The 25316-nt window shown below is 46.5% G+C and carries 12 protein-coding genes; 1 reads left to right on the forward strand and 11 read right to left on the reverse strand.

All coding sequences use genetic code 11. The features are described from left to right. Positions 1-111: 111 nt before the first annotated feature. The 11 genes from DWW10_RS02650 to DWW10_RS02700 form a co-directional block, all read right to left on the reverse strand. Complete coding sequence (locus DWW10_RS02650) at positions 112-2142, reverse strand: alpha-glucuronidase (RefSeq protein WP_118421063.1); 2031 nt, start codon at positions 2140-2142, stop codon at positions 112-114. 21 nt (positions 2143-2163) lie between these two features. Next, a complete protein-coding gene (locus tag DWW10_RS02655) occupies positions 2164-3144 on the reverse strand; it encodes a Gfo/Idh/MocA family protein (protein ID WP_022394413.1) in 981 nt (326 codons plus the stop codon). A gap of 17 nt (positions 3145-3161) precedes the next feature. After that, complete coding sequence (locus DWW10_RS02660) at positions 3162-4139, reverse strand: glycoside hydrolase family 43 protein (RefSeq protein WP_022394412.1); 978 nt, start codon at positions 4137-4139, stop codon at positions 3162-3164. Between the two features lie 21 nt (positions 4140-4160). Next, positions 4161-6860, reverse strand: a complete 2700-nt coding sequence (locus DWW10_RS02665) for an endo-1,4-beta-xylanase (protein WP_022394411.1) — start codon at positions 6858-6860, stop codon at positions 4161-4163. Positions 6861-6875: 15 nt separating this feature from the next. Continuing rightward, the gene (locus DWW10_RS02670; protein WP_118421062.1) at positions 6876-8372 is read right to left on the reverse strand and encodes an MFS transporter; all 1497 of its coding nucleotides are present in this window, start codon (positions 8370-8372) and stop codon (positions 6876-6878) included. A 31-nt stretch (positions 8373-8403) separates the two neighbouring features. Beyond that, entirely contained in the window at positions 8404-10077 is a 1674-nt protein-coding gene (locus tag DWW10_RS02675) for a sialate O-acetylesterase (protein ID WP_022394409.1), read from the reverse strand. Between the two features lie 37 nt (positions 10078-10114). Continuing rightward, positions 10115-11806: a GH35 family beta-galactosidase gene (locus tag DWW10_RS02680; protein WP_409012346.1), complete on the reverse strand. Its 1692-nt coding sequence runs from the start codon at positions 11804-11806 to the stop codon at positions 10115-10117. Between the two features lie 308 nt (positions 11807-12114). Then, positions 12115-14418: an endo-1,4-beta-xylanase gene (locus DWW10_RS02685; protein WP_022394407.1), complete on the reverse strand. Its 2304-nt coding sequence runs from the start codon at positions 14416-14418 to the stop codon at positions 12115-12117. A 31-nt stretch (positions 14419-14449) separates the two neighbouring features. Then, positions 14450-15859, reverse strand: a complete 1410-nt coding sequence (locus DWW10_RS02690; protein WP_022394406.1) for a glycan-binding surface protein — start codon at positions 15857-15859, stop codon at positions 14450-14452. Positions 15860-15874: 15 nt separating this feature from the next. Continuing rightward, positions 15875-17560 (reverse strand): RagB/SusD family nutrient uptake outer membrane protein, encoded by a 1686-nt coding sequence (locus tag DWW10_RS02695; protein WP_022394405.1) that lies wholly within the window; start codon positions 17558-17560, stop codon positions 15875-15877. Between the two features lie 21 nt (positions 17561-17581). Then, on the reverse strand, positions 17582-20731 hold the full coding sequence (locus DWW10_RS02700) for a SusC/RagA family TonB-linked outer membrane protein (RefSeq protein ID WP_022394404.1): 3150 nt from the start codon (positions 20729-20731) through the stop codon (positions 17582-17584). Positions 20732-21097: 366 nt separating this feature from the next. On the opposite strand from DWW10_RS02700, the gene DWW10_RS02705 reads away from it, so the two are divergent. Then, complete coding sequence (locus DWW10_RS02705; RefSeq protein WP_022394403.1) at positions 21098-25192, forward strand: hybrid sensor histidine kinase/response regulator transcription factor; 4095 nt, start codon at positions 21098-21100, stop codon at positions 25190-25192. The last annotated feature ends 124 nt before the right edge of the window (positions 25193-25316 follow it).

Below are 25316 nucleotides of genomic sequence, written 5' to 3' on the forward strand. Positions count from 1 at the left end.
ATTTCATATCCTTTATAATATTCTATAAGGCACAAAAATACAAAAAGAACAGTTCAATGTATCATTTGAACTGTTCTTTTTAGTATTTTCTATTTGAAACAGGGCTATTGCTTATCTTCTTTCATTCAGCATTTTGGGTGTTGGACATTCATGGTTGTCGATAGGAAGCTTCACTTGCTTCAAATCATCCAATTCATGTATCGGCCTTTCCACTTCGTATGGGGCACGCATACCCGAAAATTCCTGGAAGTATAGCAGACAGGCATCTTTCCACCATACGGCATCACGTGCCTGTATCTTCAGGCGTGACTGTACATCCTTGAAACGTTCCGTATCGATATAATTCTCGGCCAGATCCCATTTTTTCTGAAAGCTTCTTACCTGCTGTACACCATGGTCGTAGCGATAGCAAAGCTCGTCCCATAAAGTACGTCCGCTTTGCATGGTGTGTTGCCAAGAGGCATGATGGAACCACAAGAGATACTCATCCGGACAAGTACGGATGTCATCGTAAAGGTGGCAGAGTGAATCGGGATATTGGGCTGTAGCATTGCTACCCGTATGACTGCGGTCGAAACCTATCCCCTGTTTGTCTGCTTTATGATAGTAAGACGGCATCCAGTCGGGGCGTGCACCGGGCACGTCGCACCAAGGCTCCGGGCCGTAATGGTGTCCCCATGCAAAGAGGTGATGCAGCCCGAGTGGCATCATGTAGTCTACCACAGCTTCGCGGCTTTCCATCATCATGTTATGCACTTCATAAGCAATGGGTGCATGTTTGGGATTACTTATATCGAAGAAAGTCTGTTTCAGCCATTCCTCTGCGATTGTTTCCGATGTCAGGGAAGGATTCCAGGCCATGCGCCCGAAGGCGTACCAGTTGGCTTGGGCGAAAGGATGACCGCACCAGTTTGTATCTGTGCCTATATTGGCGACGCCTGCTATGGCTTTCAGTGAAGACGGCTTCACAAAGTCGAAGAACTCTTCCCACATCGGGGCAAGATAGGCAAGGTGATTGGAGAAGCCCAGATATTCTTGTGTAATCTGGAATTCGACCATCTGCGGAGTCCGGGGCATAGCGCCGAATAAAGGACTATATGGTTCGCGAGGTTGGAAGTCGACCGGACCGTTCTTTATCTGTACGATGACATTGTCGCGGAATTGTCCATCCAAAGGCTGGAATTCCAGATAGGCTTGCTTAGCGCGGTCTGCATCCGTTGGGCTGTAGACGAAAGCGCGCCACATGACAATACCTTTATAGGGCTTCAATGCATCTGCCAGCATATTGGCACCTTCGGCATGTGTACGGTTGAAGTCGCACGGGCCGGGCTGTCCTTCGGAATTGGCTTTCACCAGGAAGCCACCGAAGTCGGGGATGGTGCGATAGATCTCTTTGGCTTTCTGCTTCCACCAGGCGATGACATCTTTGTCCAAAGGATCGGCTGTGGAAAGTCCGCCCAGTTGCATGGGGGAGGCAAAGTTGATAGAGAGATATACCTTGATGCCATAAGGACGGAATATGTCTGCCAGAGCCTTTACCTTTTCCAGATATTCAGCGGAAAGGATTTTAGAGGAAGCATTTACATTGTTCAGTACCGTTGCATTGATTCCGATGGAGGCATTGGCACGAGCGTATGCTTCGTATCTGTCGGAGAGTGTGCCGGGCAGTTCTTCCCAGTTCCAGAGAGATTTGCCGGCATAACCGCGCTCGATGCTGCGGTCGAGGTTGTCCCAATGATTGAGAATACGCAGGTCATAGGCAGGATTTTCCGTTATTTCCTGGTCTGTTTCCGAAGGCTTTCCGAAGTTCTGCATTTCTTGCAGACGGATCAGGTGATAGGCAGCATAAAGCAAACCCGTTTCGCTGGGAGAAGTGACGGTGAGTTTTCCATTTACCTGTCGTATGCGGAAGCCTTCAGAAGATAGCTGTTTGTCTTTCTTCAGTACAAGCGTAACGGGGAGCCCTTTCCATGCCTGCTTCAGTTCACGGACGGCTATGTTTAGTGTCGGAGACTGGCGAGGCGCTGTAATCTGTGCGTGGACATCTGTCGATTGCCGGAGCCACAAGCGGCTGCCGTCTTCCGCGGATACGGGTCCGAGTAAACAAGATAATAATAGGAATAAAGAGAGCAGTTTTTTCATAAACAAAAAGTATTGGTTGGTTTATTCATCGGTGGGGTAGCGTACTCCCCATTCGCGGCGTAAGTCATCCATCATGCGCATGATGCGCAGGGTTTCGGCGTGAGGCATATAGGGAGATTCGAGCCACCCGTTCCTCAGAGCTTCCATGGATGCATATACCTGGTATTCGTATCCGGTGATTTGTGGCGGACAGTTGTAGACAACTGCCGTCTTATAATCTTCCGTTACCACTCTGATTCGTTGCGGATTGTTGATATTTTCAATGATCAGGTGGCCTTTGTCACCGGAGATGATGCCTTGGCGGTCGGTCATACTCAGCATACTGCTGTGCAGTACAGCGATTTTCCCATCCTTGAAGGTAAGGGTGATACTGTTCTGTGCATCGACTCCGGTATCGGTCTTTACGCAGGTAGAGGTGACACGCTCTATGTCTGTCCCGAAAACCATGGAAACAAAGTTCAGTGCATACACTCCCAGGTCGAGCAGAGCCCCGCCTGCCAGTGCCGGCTGGCGGAGGCGCTCACGGTTACCGATTGGGTAACCCAGATTGGCAGACAGCGTCATGGGGCGTCCGATGATTCCACCGTTTACAAGGTCATTGATGGTTTGCGATAGAGGCATATAACGTGTCCAGATAGCTTCGGTGATGAAGAGCTCCTTTTCTTTGGCAAGATTCAGCAGTTCTTCCGCCTGGTGGGCATTGGTGGTGAATGCCTTTTCGCATAAAACCGCTTTGCCTTTCAGCAGACTCATACGTGCATGTTCGAAATGGTGGGAATGGGGAGTGGCAATATATACCAATTCCACCTCTTCATCATCCAGCATTTCTTCATAAGAACCGTAGGCACGGGTGAAACCCCACCGGTCGGCAAAGTCACAGGCAGTCTGCAACTGGCGGGAAGCGACTGCATAAGCTTCTACTCCCTCCATTCCTTCGAGGGTGATTGCCATCTTTTCGGCAATCCACCCAGTACCTATAATACCTATTTTGACAGTATTCATACTCTATCGGGCAAAGGTTAATCCAGTCCTTCAATGGTGATAATCTTTCCTTCGGCGTCGTATTCCAGTTCGCATACTTTCAGGCTGCGCAACCAGGTGCGTCCGCCGGAAGGCACACTATCGTGATGGAACAGATACCATTTGCCCCGGTATTCCACAATGGAGTGGTGGGTAGTCCAGCCTACCACCGGAGTCAGGATTACTCCCTGATAAGTGAAAGGACCGTAAGGATTGTCACCGATGGCGTAGCACAGGCGGTGAGTATCACCGGTAGAGTAGGAGAAGTAATATTTTCCATTATACTTGTGCATCCAGCTTGCTTCGAAGAAACGGCGTTCGTTGTCTCCGGCTGTCAGCGGTTGTCCGTTTTCGTCCAGGATCACTACGGCTTTAGGTTCTTCGGCAAATTGCAACATGTCCCCGCTGAGTTTGGCAACGCGTCCGGGGATGGACGGTTCGTTGTCTGCGGGGAAAGTAGCTCCATTTTCCAAGGCTTTGTTGTCGCGATAGCGTTGCAACTGTCCGCCCCACAGACCACCGAAGTACATGTAGTAGTTACCGTCTCCATCATTCAGAACGGCAGGGTCCATGCTGTAACTTCCGTGCATCGGGTCGGGTTGGGGAATGAACGGACCTTCGGGACGGTCGCTGATGGCAACACCGATACGGAAGATATCATTCTGGTCTTTCAGAGGGAAATACATATAATATTTGCCGTCTTTCTCAGCTACGTCGCAATCCCAAAGCTGGCGTCCTGCCCAGGGAATATCTTCAGTGGTGAGTACCAGTCCGTGGTCTACGATTTCACCTTTCATGGGGTCATCGGTAGAGAAGACGTGGTAGTCTTTCATATTGAAATGGTCACCGTTGTCATTTTCGGGGATACCGCTTTCCCAGTCGTGGGAAGGGTAGATGTAAAGGCGATCGTTGAACACATGAACGGCAGGATCTGCCATATAATCTCCGGGTACTAAGTATCTCTTTTCTTTCTTCATGATTTTATGATTTTAATGTGGTTAATTCTGATAGTTTCCTGTGGCATAAATGCCGACCATGGTTCCGGTGAAACCTCCGGCTGTCTGCGTGCTTATCAGGTCGGCGGAGACAGGTTCGCCTACTTGCGTCCAGTTACCTTTAGGACTGGTGGAGTAGCTGAAGGTATAGTTTACTGCATTATCTCCTTCTACTTTCAGATATACTTTCCCATCTGTTCGGGTTAGCGGGCTGTTTGCCTGGCTGCACAGTCTGCCATGGCTGTATGTTTCCAGAAGCATGACGGGTTTGCTGTCTTGGTCCAATGTCTTTCCGAAGCGAATATAGCAATTATCATCATGGAAACAGATGATACCTGCGAAATCCTTCGGCTGTTGTGGCACGAAGTCCAAGCCGGTCTGAGCTGTGAATGTCCAGTTGTTAATCCAGCGACCGATGGCGGCAGGCTGGCGCTTTTGGTTAAGATCAGTGCTGCTGGCAGTCATTTCCAACTGCCCTTTACTGTTTATATCGTAGCAGGGCACCAGTGGAGTGCGGATGAAAAATGCTTCTTTAGCCAGTCCGTTTGCTGTCCATAGTGGGGCAGGACCGTAGGAGCGGTCGGCGGTATAAGTGATGACGTCACCCTCAGGAAGGATAATGGGTTGATTCTCTTTCCAGGTCACCGGAAGCATGAAAGTTTCGCGTCCCATCACGTCGTGACCGTTGCGATAGGGGCGGACACCAAGGAAGACGGCATACCAGTCGCCATCGGGAGTTTCCACCAGATCGGCATGGCCGACGCAGGTTACCGGGTTGGGACGATCAGCCGGCAAGCCGCGTTGCGTCAATATCGGATTGATGGCACAAGGTTTGAAAGGGCCGAACGGAGATGCAGCGGTGAAGATCACTTCCGAGTGGTTGGGGCCTGTTCCACCTTCGGCGGCCATCAGATAGTATGTGCCGTTGATGTGGTAGAGGTGTGGACCTTCTATCCAAATGGGATGCCGGGTTTTGTCTACGCCCCCGTCAATAATCATCTTCTGTTTTCCTACGGTACAACCGTTTTTCCAGTCGAATTCGTGTATCCAGATAGCGCGATGACCGTCATATTCGGGCTTTCCTGCCGGACCGTCATTGTTCACAATGTATGCTTTCCCGTCTTCGTCGAAGAGAAATCCGGGGTCGATGCCGCCCACTTCGGGCAGGAAAGTGGGATCGCTCCAGACGCCTTTCTTCGGATCATCCGTGGTGACGAAGAAGTTGCCGCCACCGTCTACGGCTGTGGTGATCAGATAGAACAGTCCGTTGTGAGGATTGTATTTGATGTCCGGAGCATAGATACCGCCGCTGATGCGCAGGCCGTCGTACATAGACAACTGTGAGGGGCGGTTGAGGACGTAACCCAGTTGTTCCCAGTTCGTCAGATCTGTGCTGTGCCAGATGGGTACGCCGGGGTAGAAGGCGAAAGAGGAGTTGACCATATAATAGTCGTTTCCTACGCGGCAGATGCTCGGGTCGGGATAACACCCCGGTAACACGGGATTCAATGTGCCCAGTGTGGTAACCTGATCAGTTGCTTTATCGGTATCCTTGGGAGCTACCGTATACGTGAACTCATCGAACACTGCCTTTTTAGGTTCCAGAATTTCTTTCAGGAAGGGCTTGGGCTGATAGTTACGGTCGAAGAGTAGGGGATATTCCCGTCTTCCCGGTACGGGCCAGTCGTTCTTCCAGGAGTCGCCGTCCGATACTCCCCAGCCGGTTACGCGTGTAATGACGTCCGAGTGCTTTATGAAGAGTTCCATGAACGATTTCATGCGTGCATTCCACAGATTGGAAACACTATCCGGCAGAGCTTCGGGATAGGGATTTAAGGCTTTCTCAAAGGCTACTTTGTCGGCAATATTTGCTCCGCGGTTTACGGTTGGCAAAGCACTCATGTCCCATTCCGTTATCATCACTTTAGCGCCTGTGGAGGCAAAGGCGAGAAGGCTGGTTTCATATTCACCTATGCTCGGGTAATCCAATCCCATGTGTCCCTGCATACCTATGGCATCTACGCGCAGTCCTTTTTCTTTGAGTGAATTGACCATGCGCACCACTGCGTCTCGGCGTCCCGGTTCGTGCATACCGTAGTCGTTGTAGTAGAGTTCCGCTTCCGGATCTGCCTCATGTGCATATTGGAAAGCCAGCGGGATATATTCTTCTCCCAGTATCTCGTAGAACTTGCTTTTGCGGTAGCTTCCGTCTCCTTCGATGGCTTCGTTTACTACGTCCCAGCCTTTAATGCGACCTTTGTATCGGCCCACGATAGTATGAATATGGCTTTTCAACCGTTCTTTCAGGACTTCGGGTGAAACATTTTTTCCTTCGGCGTCTACGCAGAACCAAGGTGAGAGCTGGGAATGCCACACCAGGCAATGCCCGATGATGAACATTCCGTTATCCTCTCCAAACTTAACGAATTCGTCTGCCAGGCTAAAGTCATATCTGTCTTCTTCCGGGTGTATCACTTCACTCTTCATGCAGTTTTCGGCCACAATGGAGTTGAAATGGCGGCGTACTACATTGACTGCGCTGGTGTCGCGACCCGCAGCCTGTTCGGAATTAATGGCGACACCAACGAGGAATTTATTACCGAGAATATCTTTTAGAGTCGGGTCTGCCGCAACAGGTTTGTCACTATTACAAGACATTAATGCGGCAGTACAAACTGATAATGCTAAATACTTAAATTTCATTCTACTTTAGTATGATTAATAATCTTCTTTACTTCTGCGTTCCGTCAGTTCGGCCTGCATTTCTTCATTATACTTCTTTGTAATAGGATAGAAGTATAGCGCTATGACACCGATAAAGAACGTAATTGCCGGAATAATACTGGATGAAAGCACGATACCATGAATAGCCGATTCGCTTTGTGCCACCCCTGCGCCTGATACATAACCGAAACCGGAGAGCAGGAAACCCAAAATAGCGCCACCGATACCCAAACCGGCTTTCAGTGCAAACACCACACCTGCAAACACGAAACCCGTTGCACGGCGGTGATTGACATATTCCGAATGATCCGCTACGTCAGCAATCATAGCCCAAAGCAATGGAACGGTGGGAGCGTATGCCAAACTCTTGAGGAAGTTCAGAACGAACATTGTCTCTACATCCGTTTCATTCGGGAAATAGAAGAAGGCGGTGAACACTGCCGTCAATGCCAGACAAACGATGAACACCGATTTCTTTCCGAAACGGTTGGCCAGGAAGCCGGACAGGAAGATGACGCCGAAGAACTGTACCACTGCTCCCAGCATGTTGAACACACCGAAGCCTACTTCATAAGCTCTTTCAGGACTGCTGACAATAAGGCCGAAAGCATTCAGTATCGTATAACCCACCGAGTCACTGGCCTGTGTAGCCACCAACCCCAGTTTATCGAGGAAGGCAAACAGTGCGCCCGAATCCACATAATTCTCAAAGTAGTAGTTCATTGCGCTTCCCCACATAGCAAGGGTTGTGAAAAGGAAGAGCGTCAGGATGAACATCGCCCGCCAGGGAATATTCTTGAATACATCCCTGATATCCTTCTTGGTATCAGTTTTCTGATTTGCCGGCGGCGTGATACGCTCTCGGCTGGAGAAGAAGGTAATAACCAGGAACACGAAACCGATGACTGCAAATAAGGAGATAGTGCACAGCCAGCCGTGCCCCTTATCACCACTTTCACCTGCGAACTTGCTTACCAACGGGAGCGTCAAGCCCTGTACCACAAACTGCGCAATAGTAGCAGCTACGAAACGGATAGACGTAATACTCGTACGTTCCTTGATGTCACTTGACATAACACCACCCAACGATGCATACGGTGTATTGTTGAACGAGTAAAGCGTCATCAACAAGGTATAAGAGATTGTAGCATATACCGCTACCAAACCTTTATCCTCGATGCCGGGATTGTAGAATGCCAGCACATAGAACACCATGAACGGCAGCGCAGTCCAAAGTACCCAAGGACGGTATTTACCCCATTTGGTTCGTGTTCGGTCGGACAATATACCTACGGTAGGGTCTACAAAAGCATCCACAATGCGGGCAATCAGCATCACTGATCCGGCAATGGCGCCTTCCAGACCGAAGACATCGGTATAAAACTTGGTTTGGTAAATCATCATCATCTGGAACACGAGGTTCGCAGAACAATCTCCTAAACTATAGCCGATCTTCTCGGCCATAGACACTTTTTGACTTAGTGCGTTCATAGTGCTGTATTATTCAGTTATTAGTTATCTGTTATTTATTATCTGTCTCCAACGCACTTTCTGCCGCACGTTGTCCCGGGGTTTTCTTATCCAATGGATGTATATCGTTCCATTCACCCAGGTCGCTGTTGCGGATGAGACGAGTATTCCGGTTGGTTTCGGCTACTTTGGCTTGTTCCTTGCGCATCTCAGCCCATGCTTGCCTACCGCTGACGTCATCTTTGGACAGGAAGTCCGCCAATTCTACAATGTAGAAAGGTAATTCCGGCTTGTCGAATGTACTGCGCCAATCAGCAATCATAGCTGTCAACAGTGCGGCATATTCATTGCGGCGGTCCACATTGGACTCTCCCTGATACCAGAGGACACCACGGATGCCATAGTTTTGTAACGGGGCAATCATGGCATTGTACAGGCATACCGGTTTGTAACAGAAGAACATCATTCCCGGAGCCGGAGGCATGGAAGCACCTAATCTGTATTTCCATTCTCCTTGCAGGCTTACTTCTTCATTTCCGCAAATAATCTTATAAGGCTTCTCTTTTACAAAGTGCGGATAACCGTTATTGCTGATGAGGCGTATAGTTACTATGTTTTTTCCCGCTTTCAGTACACCTGCCGGAATGGTATAGATGCGTGGGGGATATTGGTAAGAAATTGTGCCTACGAATGTCCCGTTTACATAGACCGAGTCTGCATCTATGATGCAACCTAAACGCAGGGTCGCTTCTTTTCCGTTCCACTCCTGCGGTACTTCCACTTCTTTGCGGAACCAGTGCGAACCGTTTATCGCATTCAAGCCGTTGGTTCCCCAGTTGGTGGAGAATAAATCGACGGTCTGCCAGTCTTTATCGTTGTAGTCGGTGGCATACCAGGGCGTTGTTTCGTGCAGTCCTGCATCTCCCCGGTATAGGGCAGTATTCCAGTGATAGAAGCTCAAACCTTCCGTTTGCTTAATGCTTTTCAAATAAGCATCGTCTTCATATTGCCGTTTGTCATTCACATACTTCGGAAATTCTTTCAGTCCTTCTTCGCTTATCCACGCCTCAACGGGAGTTCCGCCCCAACTGGAGTTTATCAGCCCGACGGGTATGCTGTTCTTTTCATACATGGCTTTGGCAAAGAAGTAGGCCAAGGCGGAAAAGTTCATTACGTTTTCCTGCGTCAGTGGTTTCCAGGCAACGTAATCCGGCAAGTCCGCTTGCGGTGCATGGAAGTTGAAGATGTTGGGTACTTTCAACTGCCGTATATTCGTGTTCTCATAAGCGGCAATTTCATCACGGAACATATCTGTAACCCGACTGACAGGTAGTTCCATATTGGATTGGCCGGAGCACAACCATACATCTCCTACCAGAATATCTTTCAGTTCGATGTCATTAACTTGCAAAATGTAAGGTCCGCCCGGTTTCATTGCAGGCAGGGTGAGGGTCCACTTACCGTTTGCATCTGCTGTAACCGTGTAAGCAGCTTTCAGTTTGCCACCTTTCACACCTGTGGGGGTGGCATTCTTCAGGAACTTCACCTGTACACTTTCTCCAGCATCTGCCGTTCCCCATACTTTGATGGGTTGCTCGCGTTGCAGTACCATTCCGTCTGAAATCAAGGCAGGCAACTTCACCTTTGCGTCTACCATGGAAGTAGCGCAAAGGCAAAGCAGCACTGCCAGACTCAACCTAACTTTATTAAAACTAACCTTATTCATATCTAATTTTATCTTTTACCCACGACTTAACTACTACCTACTTATACTCGTACAATTTCACATGAAGTATCTGGAAATCTCCCACTGAGATGCGTACATGTCGCCCTTGGTGATCCTGATCACCATTCAGACGACGGATATAAGAGAGCGTACCGTCCTCGTTCACCTTCACTTCATCTACGGATCCGATGCCACAACGTGCTCCTTTCCACATCACCTTATCATTTATCACTCCATCACTTATCACCTTATCCCCCTTTCCTCCTGCCTGGGCAAATCCGTCTTCGCCCAATGCCCGGACTTTGGCCTGATTTTCTGTAGCTTTCTCAAACTCAATAACGATACCGCTACCTGCTACGATATACTCATTGGGTGCCAGTCTTAATAATACACCTCCTCCTTCAGGCCATACACTGCCATCGGTAGCACGCGCATCCCAGGGAAGGGTAAAGAAATGTCGGCAGGTTATCTTCAGATCATCCTGATAAATGATGCGTTCCTTATTTTCCTGATCGAAAAGTAATCCTTTCATTGTTCCTTTGCCTTGGTGCTTAGCCAGCAGCGGCATGAACTCTTTAAGCGTACGATAGCTTTTTACCAACGGAGAGTTGGGAGAGTCGGAACCACCTTCGATGGAGAACGGACTGATACCGATGGCATCATGTTCACCAAAGATGTAGAAAGCTCTTACTCCATTATTGTCTGTCAGTTTGATTTCGGGGATAAACAACGGGTTGTTGTGCAATTTATATTTAGCTACCCAATCTGTAAAGCCATTGTCGTACAGGTCGGGAGCAAGAAGGTCGATGCTGGGTGCTCCGCAATGCCATATATCAATAAGGTGTGCCAGCGGACCGGCAGAAGGATATTCTCCCGGCTTCCGGTTGCGGCTGTTCATGGCAGCGTTCACGAATAGTGGAATATTGTAGATGGACCGGGCGCTTTGTGCCATTCTTTCCACATAACGGGCGTAGTGCCAGGCCATAAATAATTCATCGGTGTAGATATCGGCTCCGAATATTTCTTGCCAGGTACCTTGTTTCTTGCTACCTTGGCTTTCCCATTTCTCAAGCATCTGGGGATGGAGCATTTTCTTATTTTTCTGCAAGTAACTCATTAATTCCGTGGGTACCGGTGCATTGAACAGTGCGTTGGCTTCTTTAGAATAGTCTCTTGCATCTTCCAGCATACCTATCTCATTTTCTATCTGTATCATGACGACGGTACCTTCCTCTTTATCAATGGCTGCGACGTGTTCCATCCATTGAGAAAAAGCACGGTTGTCGGCTTGGAGTACATTTTCAGAGAATGCGCTGGCTATTTCGAGTGGCTTTCCTTTTTGCGTATAGGCACGCGGGTATTTCTTATAGTTCTCCTTGAACCAGAGGGGAGCATAGCAACTCATGGAGTTCTTCCATGCACCAAACCAAAGAAAAATAACTTTAAGATCGTTCTGCCGGGCTTGCCGGATGACTTTATCTGTGAGGGTGAAGTCGAATTGTCCTTCCTGCGGTTCTATCAAATCCCAGTATGCGGGAACGAGCACTGTATTCAGTCCCATCCGTTGCAGCTTTGGGAAGATACGTTCGATATCTTCTGTGCATGCCGCCGATGAATTTCCTAATTCACCGCCTAAAATAAGAAATGGTTTACCGTCTACTACTAATTGAGTAGCGGTGCCTTGTTTTTGTAATGTACTCTTTTGAGCATTTGCCTGCCCAACTGTCATTACACTCAAAACTAAAATTAAAATCCAATTCTTCATCGTTTGTCTCTGGTATTGATTTGAGATGTTTTCCATTGCAACAAAGATAGTGAGCTATAAATTAGAAAGCTTTTCGCAGTGTTGCAGAAAAATTCATTTCGGTTACATTATCCCTCAATGATGTTACATAATTTTTTGTTTATCGTACATCTTCCTGTTTCAGGGGGTAAAACGGATGTTTTTGCCGGATTTGCAGAATGATTGGATGAATGGAATCCGGTAAGGCTGGAGCCTTACCAGATTCCTGTCTTCACACTTTATTCAGCCGGAGTTTATTCTCCTTCTGTTTCATAGGTATTCTTCCAGTCTTCACCACTGAAATCTTCACTGATATCTTTTCCGGCGATACCATCGCATACACCCTTATAAGCATGTTTGCGTCCGTAGTTTGCATCGAAGAGATTCGGTGCATCGTCCGATAACCAATATTCATGTTCTTTCTTACTGTCGGTCAGTGTCCAGATAGTGATTCCTGATTGCTGGGCTGTCGGGATGTTCTCCTTGTAAGATTCAAAGATCATTTGATAAACGTTGGCCTGTGTGGCCAATTGGCTGGCGTCAGGAGTCGTGGTGCCTACCTGTACGTCTAATTCCGTAACACGGACAAATTTACCGGTTGCAGCCATAGTCTGGAACATGGCGTCTATCTGTGCTCTTGTAATGCTGGTCGATACGTGCATCTGGGTACCAATACCGTCTACAATAGGTTGTCCTGTGGTATTGTTTTCGTCGATGTATTTCACGAATTCAATCAAAGCCGCGAGCTTGCCGGGGTTGCTTTCTAGATTATAATCGTTTACATACAGCCTGGTTCCTGTAGTACAGTACTTGCGGGCATATTCAAATGCTTTTGCTGCATACTCTTTGCCAATGTAGTAACCCCAGTAGAAATGTCCGTTACCGGCTTCGTTACTCCAATTTAAGGTTAAACCGCTTTCTTCATTTTCTACAGGTGCGGAATCTCCATCCATGAAGGTATTATCGAATCCACGCCATTTGCTGTTATCTCCGATAGGTTCGTTGATAACATCCCATTCAGTGACGCGTTCCATTCCCGGATGTTGAGCCATACCCTTAATCCATGTTTCCATAGCTGAGAGCAAAGCAGCTTTCTTTTCTTCTGCTGATTTAGGAATATAAGTGATGGAAGTTCCACGGGTTAGGGCACGTGTAGTTGCTTTCTTTACACCAAATTTAATATTGTCTAAGTAGAAAGTGGCAGCGTTCTTGCCAAAGTTTATAAGGATACGGTTTATGCCTTCTTTGGAGCATGTATATTCGTGCTCGCATAATACCCATTCGCTACTTAAAGGAATGGCATGATATCCTTCACCCGAATAATCGTTACTGTTTTGAGTCGCAAATTGTACCCCGGCTCCTGCCAAAGATGTTTTGGCATAGAACTGGATGATATAGGTTTCGCCTACTTTCAACGGGTCATCGAAAGTATAAGCCAATTGTGCTGCATAGTAATCGCTTCCGTCTGCTGGATTAACCAGTACAATGCAGTAGTTGCTGTTGTATCCTTCTCCACTTGCCGATACCGAGGTGGTTGAACCATTACCCCAGCTTCCCCAACTACCTTTTGTACCACCTTCGAAGTCACTGTTGTCACCGGATAAAACATTGGTCATTGGGTCTTCTACTTTAAGTCCGAATTGAATATCATCGATGTAATATGTGGCACCTACCTTGCCAAAATTTAATATGATACGGTTTACATCTTCATAATCAGTGGTAAATTCATATTCAAAGTCATTCCAGTCGGTACCGATATTAAAGTCGTTGTATCCGCCTTGACTCCCGTAAGTCGTTCCGTTCTGGTACTGAAATTGTAAATGTCCGGCACCTGAAGTCGATTTAGCCTTGAATTTAATCATATACGTTTTACCGGCTTGCAGAAAATCACTGAGGCTATAGGCACATTGTGCTTCCCAAGCGTTGCCATCTCCTTTGTTTTTCAATACCATACAGGCTGTACCGTCCGAACCCGCACCTGCTTCAACGGTTTGGCTGTCTTTATTGCTTCCCCAGCTTCCCCAGCCTCCGGTGGTTCCGCCGTTAAAGTCCGTTGCGTCACCGCTGAGTATGTTGGCGACACCTCCGCTGCTTTCCACCTTCATGGTGGGAGCAATGAGCGACTTCAGATAATTCTGATTCTGCTGGGTATGCCATAGGAAGTTATGCCCATAGATTTTAATATCGGTGGGTACAGCTTGCAGAAATGCATCTATAGTAGTGAAGTCAAGACTGCCGTCAGACTTTACAACAGACTGGTGTTTCATGGCATTGCCGGTCGTAAACATCTGGAAGTTCTCGTCAGCCACTTGCTTGTATTGTGTATCGCTGATATATTGATCGGCGCCCAATCCCAAACCGATGATCATATTCGGCGTATATTGCTTCGCATACGCTTTGATATAATCATAGTTCGCTAATTTTTCCTTCAGTGCGAGGGGAATATCTGAAATCGTGATGTTTTTATCAGACTCCTTCCACTCCATTATCTGGTCGTCGCAACTGCCAAGAGTCAGTGTGCAGGCCATTATCGGAAGAATGATTCTATTTAGTTTCATTTTCTGTATTCTTTAAATGTTCTTACTATGTTTATTCTGCGGTCTCTTCATCTTCCGGATAATCAGAGATTACTACACTTTTACAAGGCACTACGCGCCAGTTGTCGATGTAGATTTCAGGTCCGGTAAATGGAGTTGAAGTAACCTTTACATCCAGATAAGAGAAGTCTGTATTCACAAAGCCCATACCGAAATTACGGTAAGTAGCGGCGTTACGGTCGTCGATTACAGTCTGGAATGTAGGTTGAGTCGCTTCTTTATCCGCAATGAGAGTTGCATACTTGTTGAACTGGCTGAAAGGAATGGTAACCGTTTGCCAGCCTTCGGTAGAGAAGGGGACAATACCTCCGCTGGTAATCCAGGGCACATAGAAAGCTACCACATTATTAGCGCCATCGTCATCAGAACCTATACCTGCATAGTTGAAGTTATTGATTAAACAGATCTGAATATATCCTGTACCCGACCATGGGCTTGCAACATAAATGTCGAATTGCAATGCTACTTCCGTGAGCGGAGTAGTAGCAGGGATATACTTAGTCATACGGGTCCAGTCATCCAGTTCATCATCATTACCGGCAGTCCAGCATTCGGATACACGCGGTTTTCCTGAACTGACACCCGCAGTGAGCAGGCGTTTTGGAACAATCGGAAGACACTTGCCACGTCCGGAACCGGTGGGATCATTTACCAAGTCGTCTGCATTGGTCATGGAACCTGTTTCACTCCAACTCCAGGAACCTTGTGTTCCGTTTCCGTCGAAATCCAGAATCATACAGGAGCTATAATTGAAATAAGACGGAGATTGTGCTTGTCCGTTGGCCCCTTCTGAGAGAATATGACCACTTTCTGTAACACCACTCGGCATTGTAAATGAATACCAGTCGCCATCTTCAGAATTGGTGATGTCGGTAACTTCTATGCCTCCGGGGAGGGTAACTTTAGTGGTCTCGTCAAGACCTGTGCCATAAACGGTGACTGTTTCTTTAGCTTTGGGCAATGTATTGCTTATGCTGGTAACAGTAGGAGATGCTGCACGTATTATGAAATCATGGGGCGTTTGTGTTTTATCTTTCACAAACAGAATGATGTTACGATCTTCGGGTTCGGCATCCACAATAGGGGTATTGCTGTTTATCTGGATAAGCATGGATTTATCCGTTACATAGGCACGGTTGAAATAAGTTTCATATCCATTGATATAGACTTTCTTCATGCCATATAGTCCACTACCTTCCACACGGATCAGTTGGCCGAGGCGTGCAAAAGTAACCGGCCGGTCGGGTACGGAAGATTCATAATCTTCCAGATAAATCTGGTCAATAACTATTTTGACGTCTTGATACTTGTCATCAAAGTATTCATCATCATCGTTGCATGAGATGAAGCCTACTGACAAAAATGCCAGGCATAGTATCCAGGTATATTTTAAACTTTTCATATCTTCTTTCCTTTGTTAGTCATTAAACAAATCAGTAACAGTAACTTCTCGTTCGCCGAATTCGTAGGCTATAGGGGCGTTGTTCAATTCCGGGTTACGTCCACGGTCAACATCGGAGATCGGTAACGTAAGGTTGTTTACAGTGGCGGTAGCTACACCGGTTCCGTCGCTGCTCTTGGCATACTGGCATGTTTCGGACTCATCCCATTCGTAACCGGCATTGCGCTCCTGGTTATTGAGATAGTTCACTACTTCTTGCTGTTGGTAGTAAGAACGGCGTAATAAGTCGTACCAATACTGTCCTTCAAGGGCAAATTCGATACGGCGTTCATATCGCAGGTTTTCGTAAGTGATAGATTTCAATTCCGGCATTCCGGCACGTACGCGTACTTTATTGAAATAGGTGAGGGCAGTCTCGTCAGTCGTACTGGCATTGTTTCCAAGAATTGCTTCGGCAAGATTCAGGTAAACTTCGGCAAGACGCATCATGTATGTATTTACACCGCTGCTTTGCTGATAACTTTGGCCGTTATCGTCGATTTTACCGATCACATGCTTCTTGATGTTACATTTGTTGTCATATCCTGATTCGGTTACATTATAAGTATAACCGCCATTCTTGGAGTTAAGCTCTGAATAGTATTCACCTACGGTACAGATCGTGTTATGGCGGCGGATACGGTCTTGCGGATCATATTCGCGTACAAGGTCGTAAGATGCGTAAGTGGCATTACCCCAGTTGGTTTCACCTACCATTGTAGACCAGGCGAAGAATGCCTGCATGGCATTGTTACATCCCCAGCCTATGGCATCGGTACTACCGGTGAGCCATTGCAACTGGAATAGAGATTCGCTGTTGTTGTTGGCTGTCTGGTAAGCAAAAAGACTTCCATAACTGTCCAACAGGGAGTAGGGGCCTTCGATAGCCTTTAATGCAGCCTGACGGGCAAGATCCAGATAATAAGTATTGCGGGTGCCGCGGTTAAAATCGGTGGCAATGTTGCTCCCGTTATACTGCCCGTCGGTAGTCAGGCCTGCCATAGAGAGATAGAGGCGTGATAACATACCGTAAGCGCTATGTTTGGTAACACGTCCTTTATCACTTGCGGTAGTCGAAAGGTTGGCTGCTGCATATTCAAGGTCACGGATTGCAAATTCGATCACGTCTACACCACGGTGCGCAGGAGCAACGGAGTTGTTTACCTTTTCAGCCGTATTTTCATAGATAATCCCCTTGCCCCACAGAGAACCAATATACCAATAGGCAACTCCACGCATAAAACGGGCCTCACCGTAAGCCTGTCTCTTGGCAGCCTCGGTTACTTTAGGACCGGAGTAGTCCTTGATATTATTAATGGCATAATTAGATTGAGCCACTACCGAGTATAACGATCCCCATGCTTCTTCAAGACCTTCACTCAGGGCTGTTTCAGTGAAGTTGGTATAAGGATAGATATAAGCTGACCAACGGGCTGTAAGATTATTGGCACGTCCGTCTCCCATTCCATAATAGAATTTATCATTGAAACTGTTCCACACATAGTTGTAAAGTGGGGCAGTAGCTGCTTCAACCGCTTTATCACTGTCGAAGAAAGTCTCTTGATTGGCATTTGTGGTATTGGTTTGTTCCAGGAAATCATCACAAGAACCGAGAACCAGTGCACCTGCCATTGCTGCTATGATTAATATTTTATTTTTCATTGTATAGTTCATTTTAAAAGATTAGAAGGATACATTTAATCCGAATGTGTAGATACGGGGTGAAGGATAGCGTCCGTAATCTACGCCGGTCATCAATGCGTCACCATACATTGCACCTACTTCAGGGTCCATGCCTTTGTATTTACTCCAGGTATATACGTTCTGTATATTGGCATAGATTCTTACATTGTTGAGGTGCGCCTTGTTTATCCACTTCTTTGGGAAAGTATAGCCGATAGAGATATTCTGCAGACGGATGTAAGAGGCATCTTCTATCAACAGGTCACTTATACGTGAGTAGTTATTGTTGGCATCGGATGCTTGCAGGGCCGGTAGTATGGCAGAGCCTCCCACTACATGCAGGTTACGGTAATCATCGGACGGACCATTTGGGTCGATTAAATCGACAACAGCATAGTTCAAGGATGATTTCAGGATATTGGCATTGGAACGGGGATCTTCAATGCGGTAACGAGTCAGGTTCAGCGCCTTGTTCCCATAAGAACCGGAGAAAAATACCGTCAGGTCGAATCCTTTGTAAGAGAATGTGTTACCGATACCGTAAGTGAATTTAGGTTCGGGATTACCGATGAAAGTACAGTCTTCGTTATTGATAACGCCGTCACCATTTCTGTCTTCGAAGATGTAATCGCCAATCCATGTACTGTTCTTGGCTATGGAATTACCTTCGGGTATCGCTACTTGCTTCACGTTGCCCTGATCATCCTTGTAATAGAAATCGGTAGGTTCGTTGAAACGACCGATTACTTTGTAACCCCAGAATTGTCCAATAGGTTGTCCTACGGTGGTCTTCGTTACGATGAAGTTGGTGGAACTGGGTTGATAAGTCTTCTCAATGGAAGAATTGTCAGTATCAAGTTCTACGACCTTATTGCGGTTCAGTGAGAAGACAAGATTCGAAGTCCACTGGAAATCTTTGTTCGTAATGTTGGTGGTATTCAGGGTTAATTCGATACCCTTATTTTCCAGTGAACCTACGTTACCCCACGGATTGGATGCTGCACCCTGACCGCTTGATCCCAGATAAGCTGGTAATGGAAGCTGGAGAAGAAGGTTTTTAGTCTTCTTGTAGTAAACATCGGCTATAAACTCGATGCGGTTCTGAAATAAGCCAAGGTCGACACCGACATTATAAGAATAGGTAGTTTCCCAAGTCAGGTCCGGATTGGCGGTATTTCCTGTCAATACTCCTGTGCCCCAAGGCGTGGTCTTATAAGAAAGTAGTGCCATATAAGCATAATCGCTGACGTTCTGGTTACCGGTGGCACCCCAACCCGCACGCAGTTTCAGGTTGTTGATAACCTCATTATTATGCAGGAATGATTCCTGGGAAGCACGCCATGCCAGAGCCACAGACGGGAACCAGCCCCACTTGTTGCCTTTGGCAAATTTAGAAGAACCGTCACGGCGGATAGTAGCCGTTAAAAGGTAACGTTCGTCGTACGAATAGAATGCACGTCCGAAAGCGGATGCCAGTGAATTGACGAAGCGTGAACCGGTAGTGGTGGATGAAGTCACATCACCTGCACTCAGGTCGGGAGTCGTATTCGTCAGGAAGCCTGTGGCTGTTCCTACCTGAGTTTCGTAATTATAATGAGACATTTCCTGGCCGACCATGATGTTGATGTTATGCTTTTGAGCTATCTGCGTATTGTAAGTCAGGATATTGCGCCATGACCAGTACTTGGTGTTGGTTTTGGTCCACTTGGAAGTACGGGTGTCGCTGGTCTTGATACCGAACTGATAATCGGGCTGATAATAATAGTAATTATTGAAATTATAGTCGGTTGAGAGTTCCGTCTTCAAAGTAAGTCCTTTTAATAAGGTAGCTTCCAGATACGTGTTAAAACGGAAGTTCATTTTACGGTTGTTGTTGGTGCGGATAGAAGCCAAACCTACCGGATTTTCGGGCATCCATACGTCTTCCGGGCCATCAAAGCTTCCGTCGGTAGAAGTAACGGCAACGGTGGGTTGTTGGAGCAATGCGCTTATGATGGTATTGTTATCAGTTCCTACACTCTGTTTAGACTCGGCAAATGAGAAGTTGATGCCACCACGTAACCATGATTTAATCTGGCTGTCGACATTGGCGCGCAATGAAAGACGGCGGAAACTGGAGCCCAGTGCAATACCGTTCTGGTCAAGGAAACCGCCACTGAAAGCATAAGTTGTCTTATCATTACCACCGCTTACGGAAAGGTTGTGGCTCGTCATTAATGCTTTGCGGAATAATTCATCCTGCCAGTTGGTTCCTTCTCCAAGTAAGTCGGGGCGAACGAAGCTGCTGCTTTGATCGACAAGTCCCAATGCTGCACGACTATTGTGATGAGTTGCATACTCACTCAGGTTCAGCATGTTGAGTTGCGTGGGCATTTCCTGCCATCCTACATAACCGTCATAAGTAACTGTAGCTGTACCTGCCTGCCCTCGTTTGGTAGTAATCATGATAACACCATTAGATGCACGCGAACCATAGATAGCGGTTGCCGAAGCATCTTTCAACACGTCCATAGATACAATGTCCGACGGGTTGATACTTGATAGCGGGTTACTGTTTTCATCATCTGTGGCAGAATCCACTACTACGCCGTCAATGACGAAGATAGGCTGGTTAGTGGCATTCAAGGAGTTGACACCACGGATGCGGATAGAGGTGGACGCACCCGGTGTACCGGAGTTTGCCTGAATCTGCACGCCGGCAGCACGGCCTTGCAATACCTGGTCGATAGAAGTCGGAACCGACTTCTTAATAGCTTGGTCATTAACCGATACCACCGAACCTGTCAGGTCTGAGCGCTTCATCTGTCCGTAACCTACCACTACTACCTCATCCAGCATCTCAGTATCTTCCTTCATCGTAACATTGATTTGTGTCTTCCCGGCCACAGGAACTTCTTGAGTCTTGTAGCCCACAAATGAAATTACGATGGTACTGTTGGATGGAACATTCAGCGTGAAGTTACCGTCAATGTCGGTAATAATACCGTTACTGGTGCCTTTCTGCACTACGCTCGCACCGATAACCGATTCTCCTGTGGCGTCCTTCACCACACCTTTCACAGTGATGTTCTGTGAAAATGCCCATAGAGGTATCAGGCATAATAAGAATAGAAGCCCCAATGGCTTAAAACAATAATTTGTGCATTTCATAATGAAATTAATTTAGTTGGATAACAATAATATTCTCTTTCTTTATTAAAGATGTGAAGACGTGCATTTCATTTTTAAGTTTCCATATTTGTATTCAATTAGATTAAGTGATTAAACATTCCTTTTCGTTTGTGACAAAGGTATTCTATAATATGAAGAAGCAGGCATTTTATTGTAGCCTGTGTTACATTTAAATGTAACATGACTTTTCCCTGTGTTACAAAATCATTTGCTGGTGTTACGTTCGGGCTTAATTGACGCCCGAAAGATAAATAATTAAGTGATAAATCCTATATTCCTTTCACTGGCTTCCCTGTCCATTTCGAAAGTTTTCTTATCTTTGCTTACCTTTAAGTATAGAATGCAATGAAAACAGCTCCTAACAAAGCCCCCCTTATAGTCTTATTGTTGTGCTTGGTTGTTCTGCCTTTGGCAGCACAGACCGGTAAGTTTTATTCCACTAACAACGAATTGTCCAGCAGTCTTATCAACCAGATCTTTCAGGATAAGCGTGGATTCATCTGGATAGCCACCGAGTACGGGCTGAACCGGTTTGACGGGCTTCGCTTTTCTAACTATAAACACATGTCCGGTGATTCTACTTCCATTAAAAACAATTACGTACGTACACTTTATGAAGACAGCCGGCAGAATCTGTTGGTAGGTTGTATTGACGGACTGATGAAGTATGATTCGGAGACGGATACTTTTCGGGAAATCCCCATGATACGTGCAGGTAAGCAGGTCTTTCCGCATGTTACGCAAATGCAGAAACTGCATAATGGCGAAATCTGGGCGGTAACTACCGGTCAGGGAATTTTCCGCCTGGACGAAGAGAAGCAGCAGGCAGTATCCATTGATGCTATCATGAAACAGGTGAATTATAATTTCCAGTCTAACTTATATGAGGACTCTGATTATAATATCTGGATTGGCACAGAAGGGCATGGACTGATTTGTTATCTGCCCGCTACACAGGAAGTCCGCATTTTCAGATATCCGGCGATTAATGATAACTATGTATCGGCTATTGGTGAAGATAAGTATGGAAATCTGTTTATCGGAACTCAAAAGCATGGTTTGTCCCGCTACGATCGTGAACAGAATCGCTTTGTTCCTGTGCCTTATACAGGTAGTGAGGAGCTATCCATTTATTGCCTGACACTGGTGGACGACCGTTTGTTGATAGGTACCGACGGTCAGGGATTGAAGACTTACAACCGGATGACCGGAAAAATAGAAGATTATAGTATCAACTCTGCTCCGCTGGACTTCTCGGAGGGAAAGATACATGCCATCCTGGAAGACCGGGATAAGAACTTGTGGGTCGGGTTGTTTCAGAAAGGTATTGTCTTGATACCGAAGCAGGAGAATCCGTTTGAATATTATGGCAATAAGTCCATTTATTACAATCCTATCGGACAAGGGTGTGTGATGTCTATCTATCAGGACAGTAATCACCACTTGTGGGTAGGGGCCGATAATGAAGGAGTATTTGAACTGGATGCGGAAGGAAGAAGACTGCACCATTATCAGCCGGGTAATAATCCGCGTTCCATGGCTAATACCATTATGTGTATGTACGAAGATACGAACGGAGACTTCTGGCTCGGTTCGTATACCCGGGGACTGGCAAAGCTAAACAGAAGAACCGGTGAGTGTGAGTACCCGCTGCCCGTTGACAACGAGAAGATATTCTCAATTACGGAAGACCGGCATAAGAATCTTTATATTGCTACTTTCGGTTCGGGTTTCTATCAGTATAATCTGGTGACGAAAGAGTTGAAACATTTCGAGTCGTCTAAAGACGAAACGGGCGACCTGACGAGGAATGAACTGGCCAATGACTGGGTGAACTATATCTTTTGTGACAGTGAGGGAATGATCTGGCTGGGGCATTATAAAGGCATCAGTTGTTTCAATCCGGCTAATGAGAGTTTTATTAATTACCGGAAGGTGAACACCCTGGTTGAAGACCGGGTGGGCTATGTAGTGCAAGAAGACCATGCCGGAAATATCTGGGCAGGTACGACAGACGGTTTATATTGCTTCAACAAGAAGACTGAGGAGCTTACTTGCTTTACGGTGGCGGATGGTTTGCCGAATAATGTAATCTGTGGAATTTGTGAGGACGAGGAGCACAATATGTGGATTAGTACCTATATGGGTATCTGCAAGTATGATGCTAAAACCGGCCGTTATATCAATTATTATGCGGGCGACGGTTTGCAGGGCAACGAGTTTACACACGGTGCATTCTATAAGGATGAGGCTGGGAAAGTCTATTTCGGTGGAATCAATGGTATCACTTATTTTCAGCCTTCATCCATAGGGAGCGTGCTGAAAGATACCAAGGTCTGGATTACGGATTTCTCTATCTTTAACCAGCCTGTACGGAAGAATACACGTTCGGGAAGACATACCGTTATTTATACGTCTGTGCCGGATGCGAATATGTTCCAGTTGGCTCATTATGATAATACGTTCAGCATTGTGTTCTCTACGTTGCAATACAACAATCCTGAACAGATATCCTATCAGTATAAGATTGAAGAACTGAGTAACCAGTGGCTTAGCACTGAGCCGGGGGTGAACCGGGTGACGTATAATAATCTTCTGCCCGGCAAATATACTTTCCATGTGCGGGCATTGAGCCATGGCAATCTTTCGGAGATACGTACTGTGAAGATACTGATTACTCCGCCCTGGTATGAGATGTGGTGGGCGTATTGTATTTATGTGTTCCTGTTCGGCTTGCTTGTATTGGGTATTGTGAATTATATCCTGTCGCGTATGCGCCATCGCCGTGAAATCATGAAGCGCGAACATGCCGAACAATTGAATGAAGCGAAGCTACAGTTCTTCATCAATATCTCGCATGAGATACGTACTCCGATGACGCTGATTATTAATCCTCTGGAGAAATTGCTGGCTGAAAAGAAGGGAGGAGAAGTACAGAAGACTTATCTGATGATTTACCGGAATGCACAACGTATTCTTCGTCTGATAAACCAATTGATGGATATTCGTAAGCTGGATAAAGGACAGATGTTCATGAAATTCCGGGAGACGGATATGGTGGGTTTCATTGACGATGTGATGCTTACTTTCGACTATATGGCGCGGAAGAAGAAGATACATTTCAGTTTCGAACACGTCATGCCGCAGTTGAAGGTATGGGTGGATATGAATAACTTCGATAAGATACTGATGAATATCTTCTCCAATGCCTTTAAGTACACACCGGAGCAGGGAGAGATTACGGTTACACTTTCTACAGGACGTGATTCCACCCGGCGCGATCCACTGAAGGAGTACTTTGAAATAACTGTGACGGATAACGGCATCGGACTCGACCGGGAGAAGATAGAGCGTATCTTCGAACGGTTCTATCAGATAGATAATGATGTGACTAAATCGAACTTTGGTACGGGTATCGGTTTGCATTTGTCCCGTTCATTGGTGGAACTGCATCATGGCATCATCCTGGCAGAGAATCGGGAAGATGCTCCGGGCAGCCGTTTTATTATCCGTATACCGTTGGGCTCTGCCCATCTGCGTACGGATGAACTGGAAGATGTGGAAGCAGCCATTACTCCTCATACCGTGTTAGTTAAACCGGAGAAGACGGATTTGGAGGGAGCCTTTGAAGAAGAAGAGGACGAAGAAAGCAAGAAAACAGGTAAGTCAAAGAATCGCATGCGCATATTGATAGTGGAGGATGAGGAAGAAATCCTCTCTTACCTGAAAGAAGAATTGGAAGGGGATTATCGGATTATGACCCGGAAGAATGGTAGGGAGGCTTATGATACTATCCTTGCAGATACCCCTGACCTGGTGATCAGCGATATCATGATGCCGGAAATGGATGGATTATCATTATGTCGGAAGATTAAGCAGAATACGAATGTCAATCATGTGCCTGTAATCTTGTTAACGGCTAAATCGAAGCCTGAGGATACTATGGAAGGTATGGCAACCGGTGCGGATGCTTATATGGTGAAGCCTTTCAATACGGAACTTCTGAAGAGTACGATTGCTAATCTGATTGCTAACCGTAAACTGCTGAAGAGCAAGTTCAGCGGTGCGCAGCAGCAGGAAGATAAGGTACAGAAGCTGAGCATGAAATCGGCAGATGAGATATTGATGAGTAAGATAATGAAGGTTATCAACGAGAATCTGTCCAATCCGGATCTCAATGTGGAAATGTTGGCAGCGAATGTCGGCTTAAGTCGTGTCCATGTGCACCGGAAACTGAAAGAACTGACAAATCTTTCGGCACGCGACTTTATTAAGAATATCCGTTTACAGCAGGCTGCTGCCTTGTTGAAAGAGAAGAAACTGACAGTATCCGAAGTAGCGTATGCTACGGGCTACACGAACTTGTCGCATTTCTCCAGTTCTTTCAAGGAAGTGCATGGCATGTCGCCTAAGGAGTATATGTTGGCGCATCAGGGATAAGTTTTAGGAATTTATTTAGTATGGACGGGTTTTGAGGGAAAGTTGACCAGTTAACAAGTTGACAAGGGGACAAGGTGCCATGCGGCACAGAAGCATTGCGCAGCCCCTTGTTCCCTTGTCAACT

It is taken from the genome of Bacteroides intestinalis, from assembly GCF_003464595.1.
GTDB classification, from domain to species: Bacteria; Bacteroidota; Bacteroidia; order Bacteroidales; family Bacteroidaceae; genus Bacteroides; species Bacteroides intestinalis_A.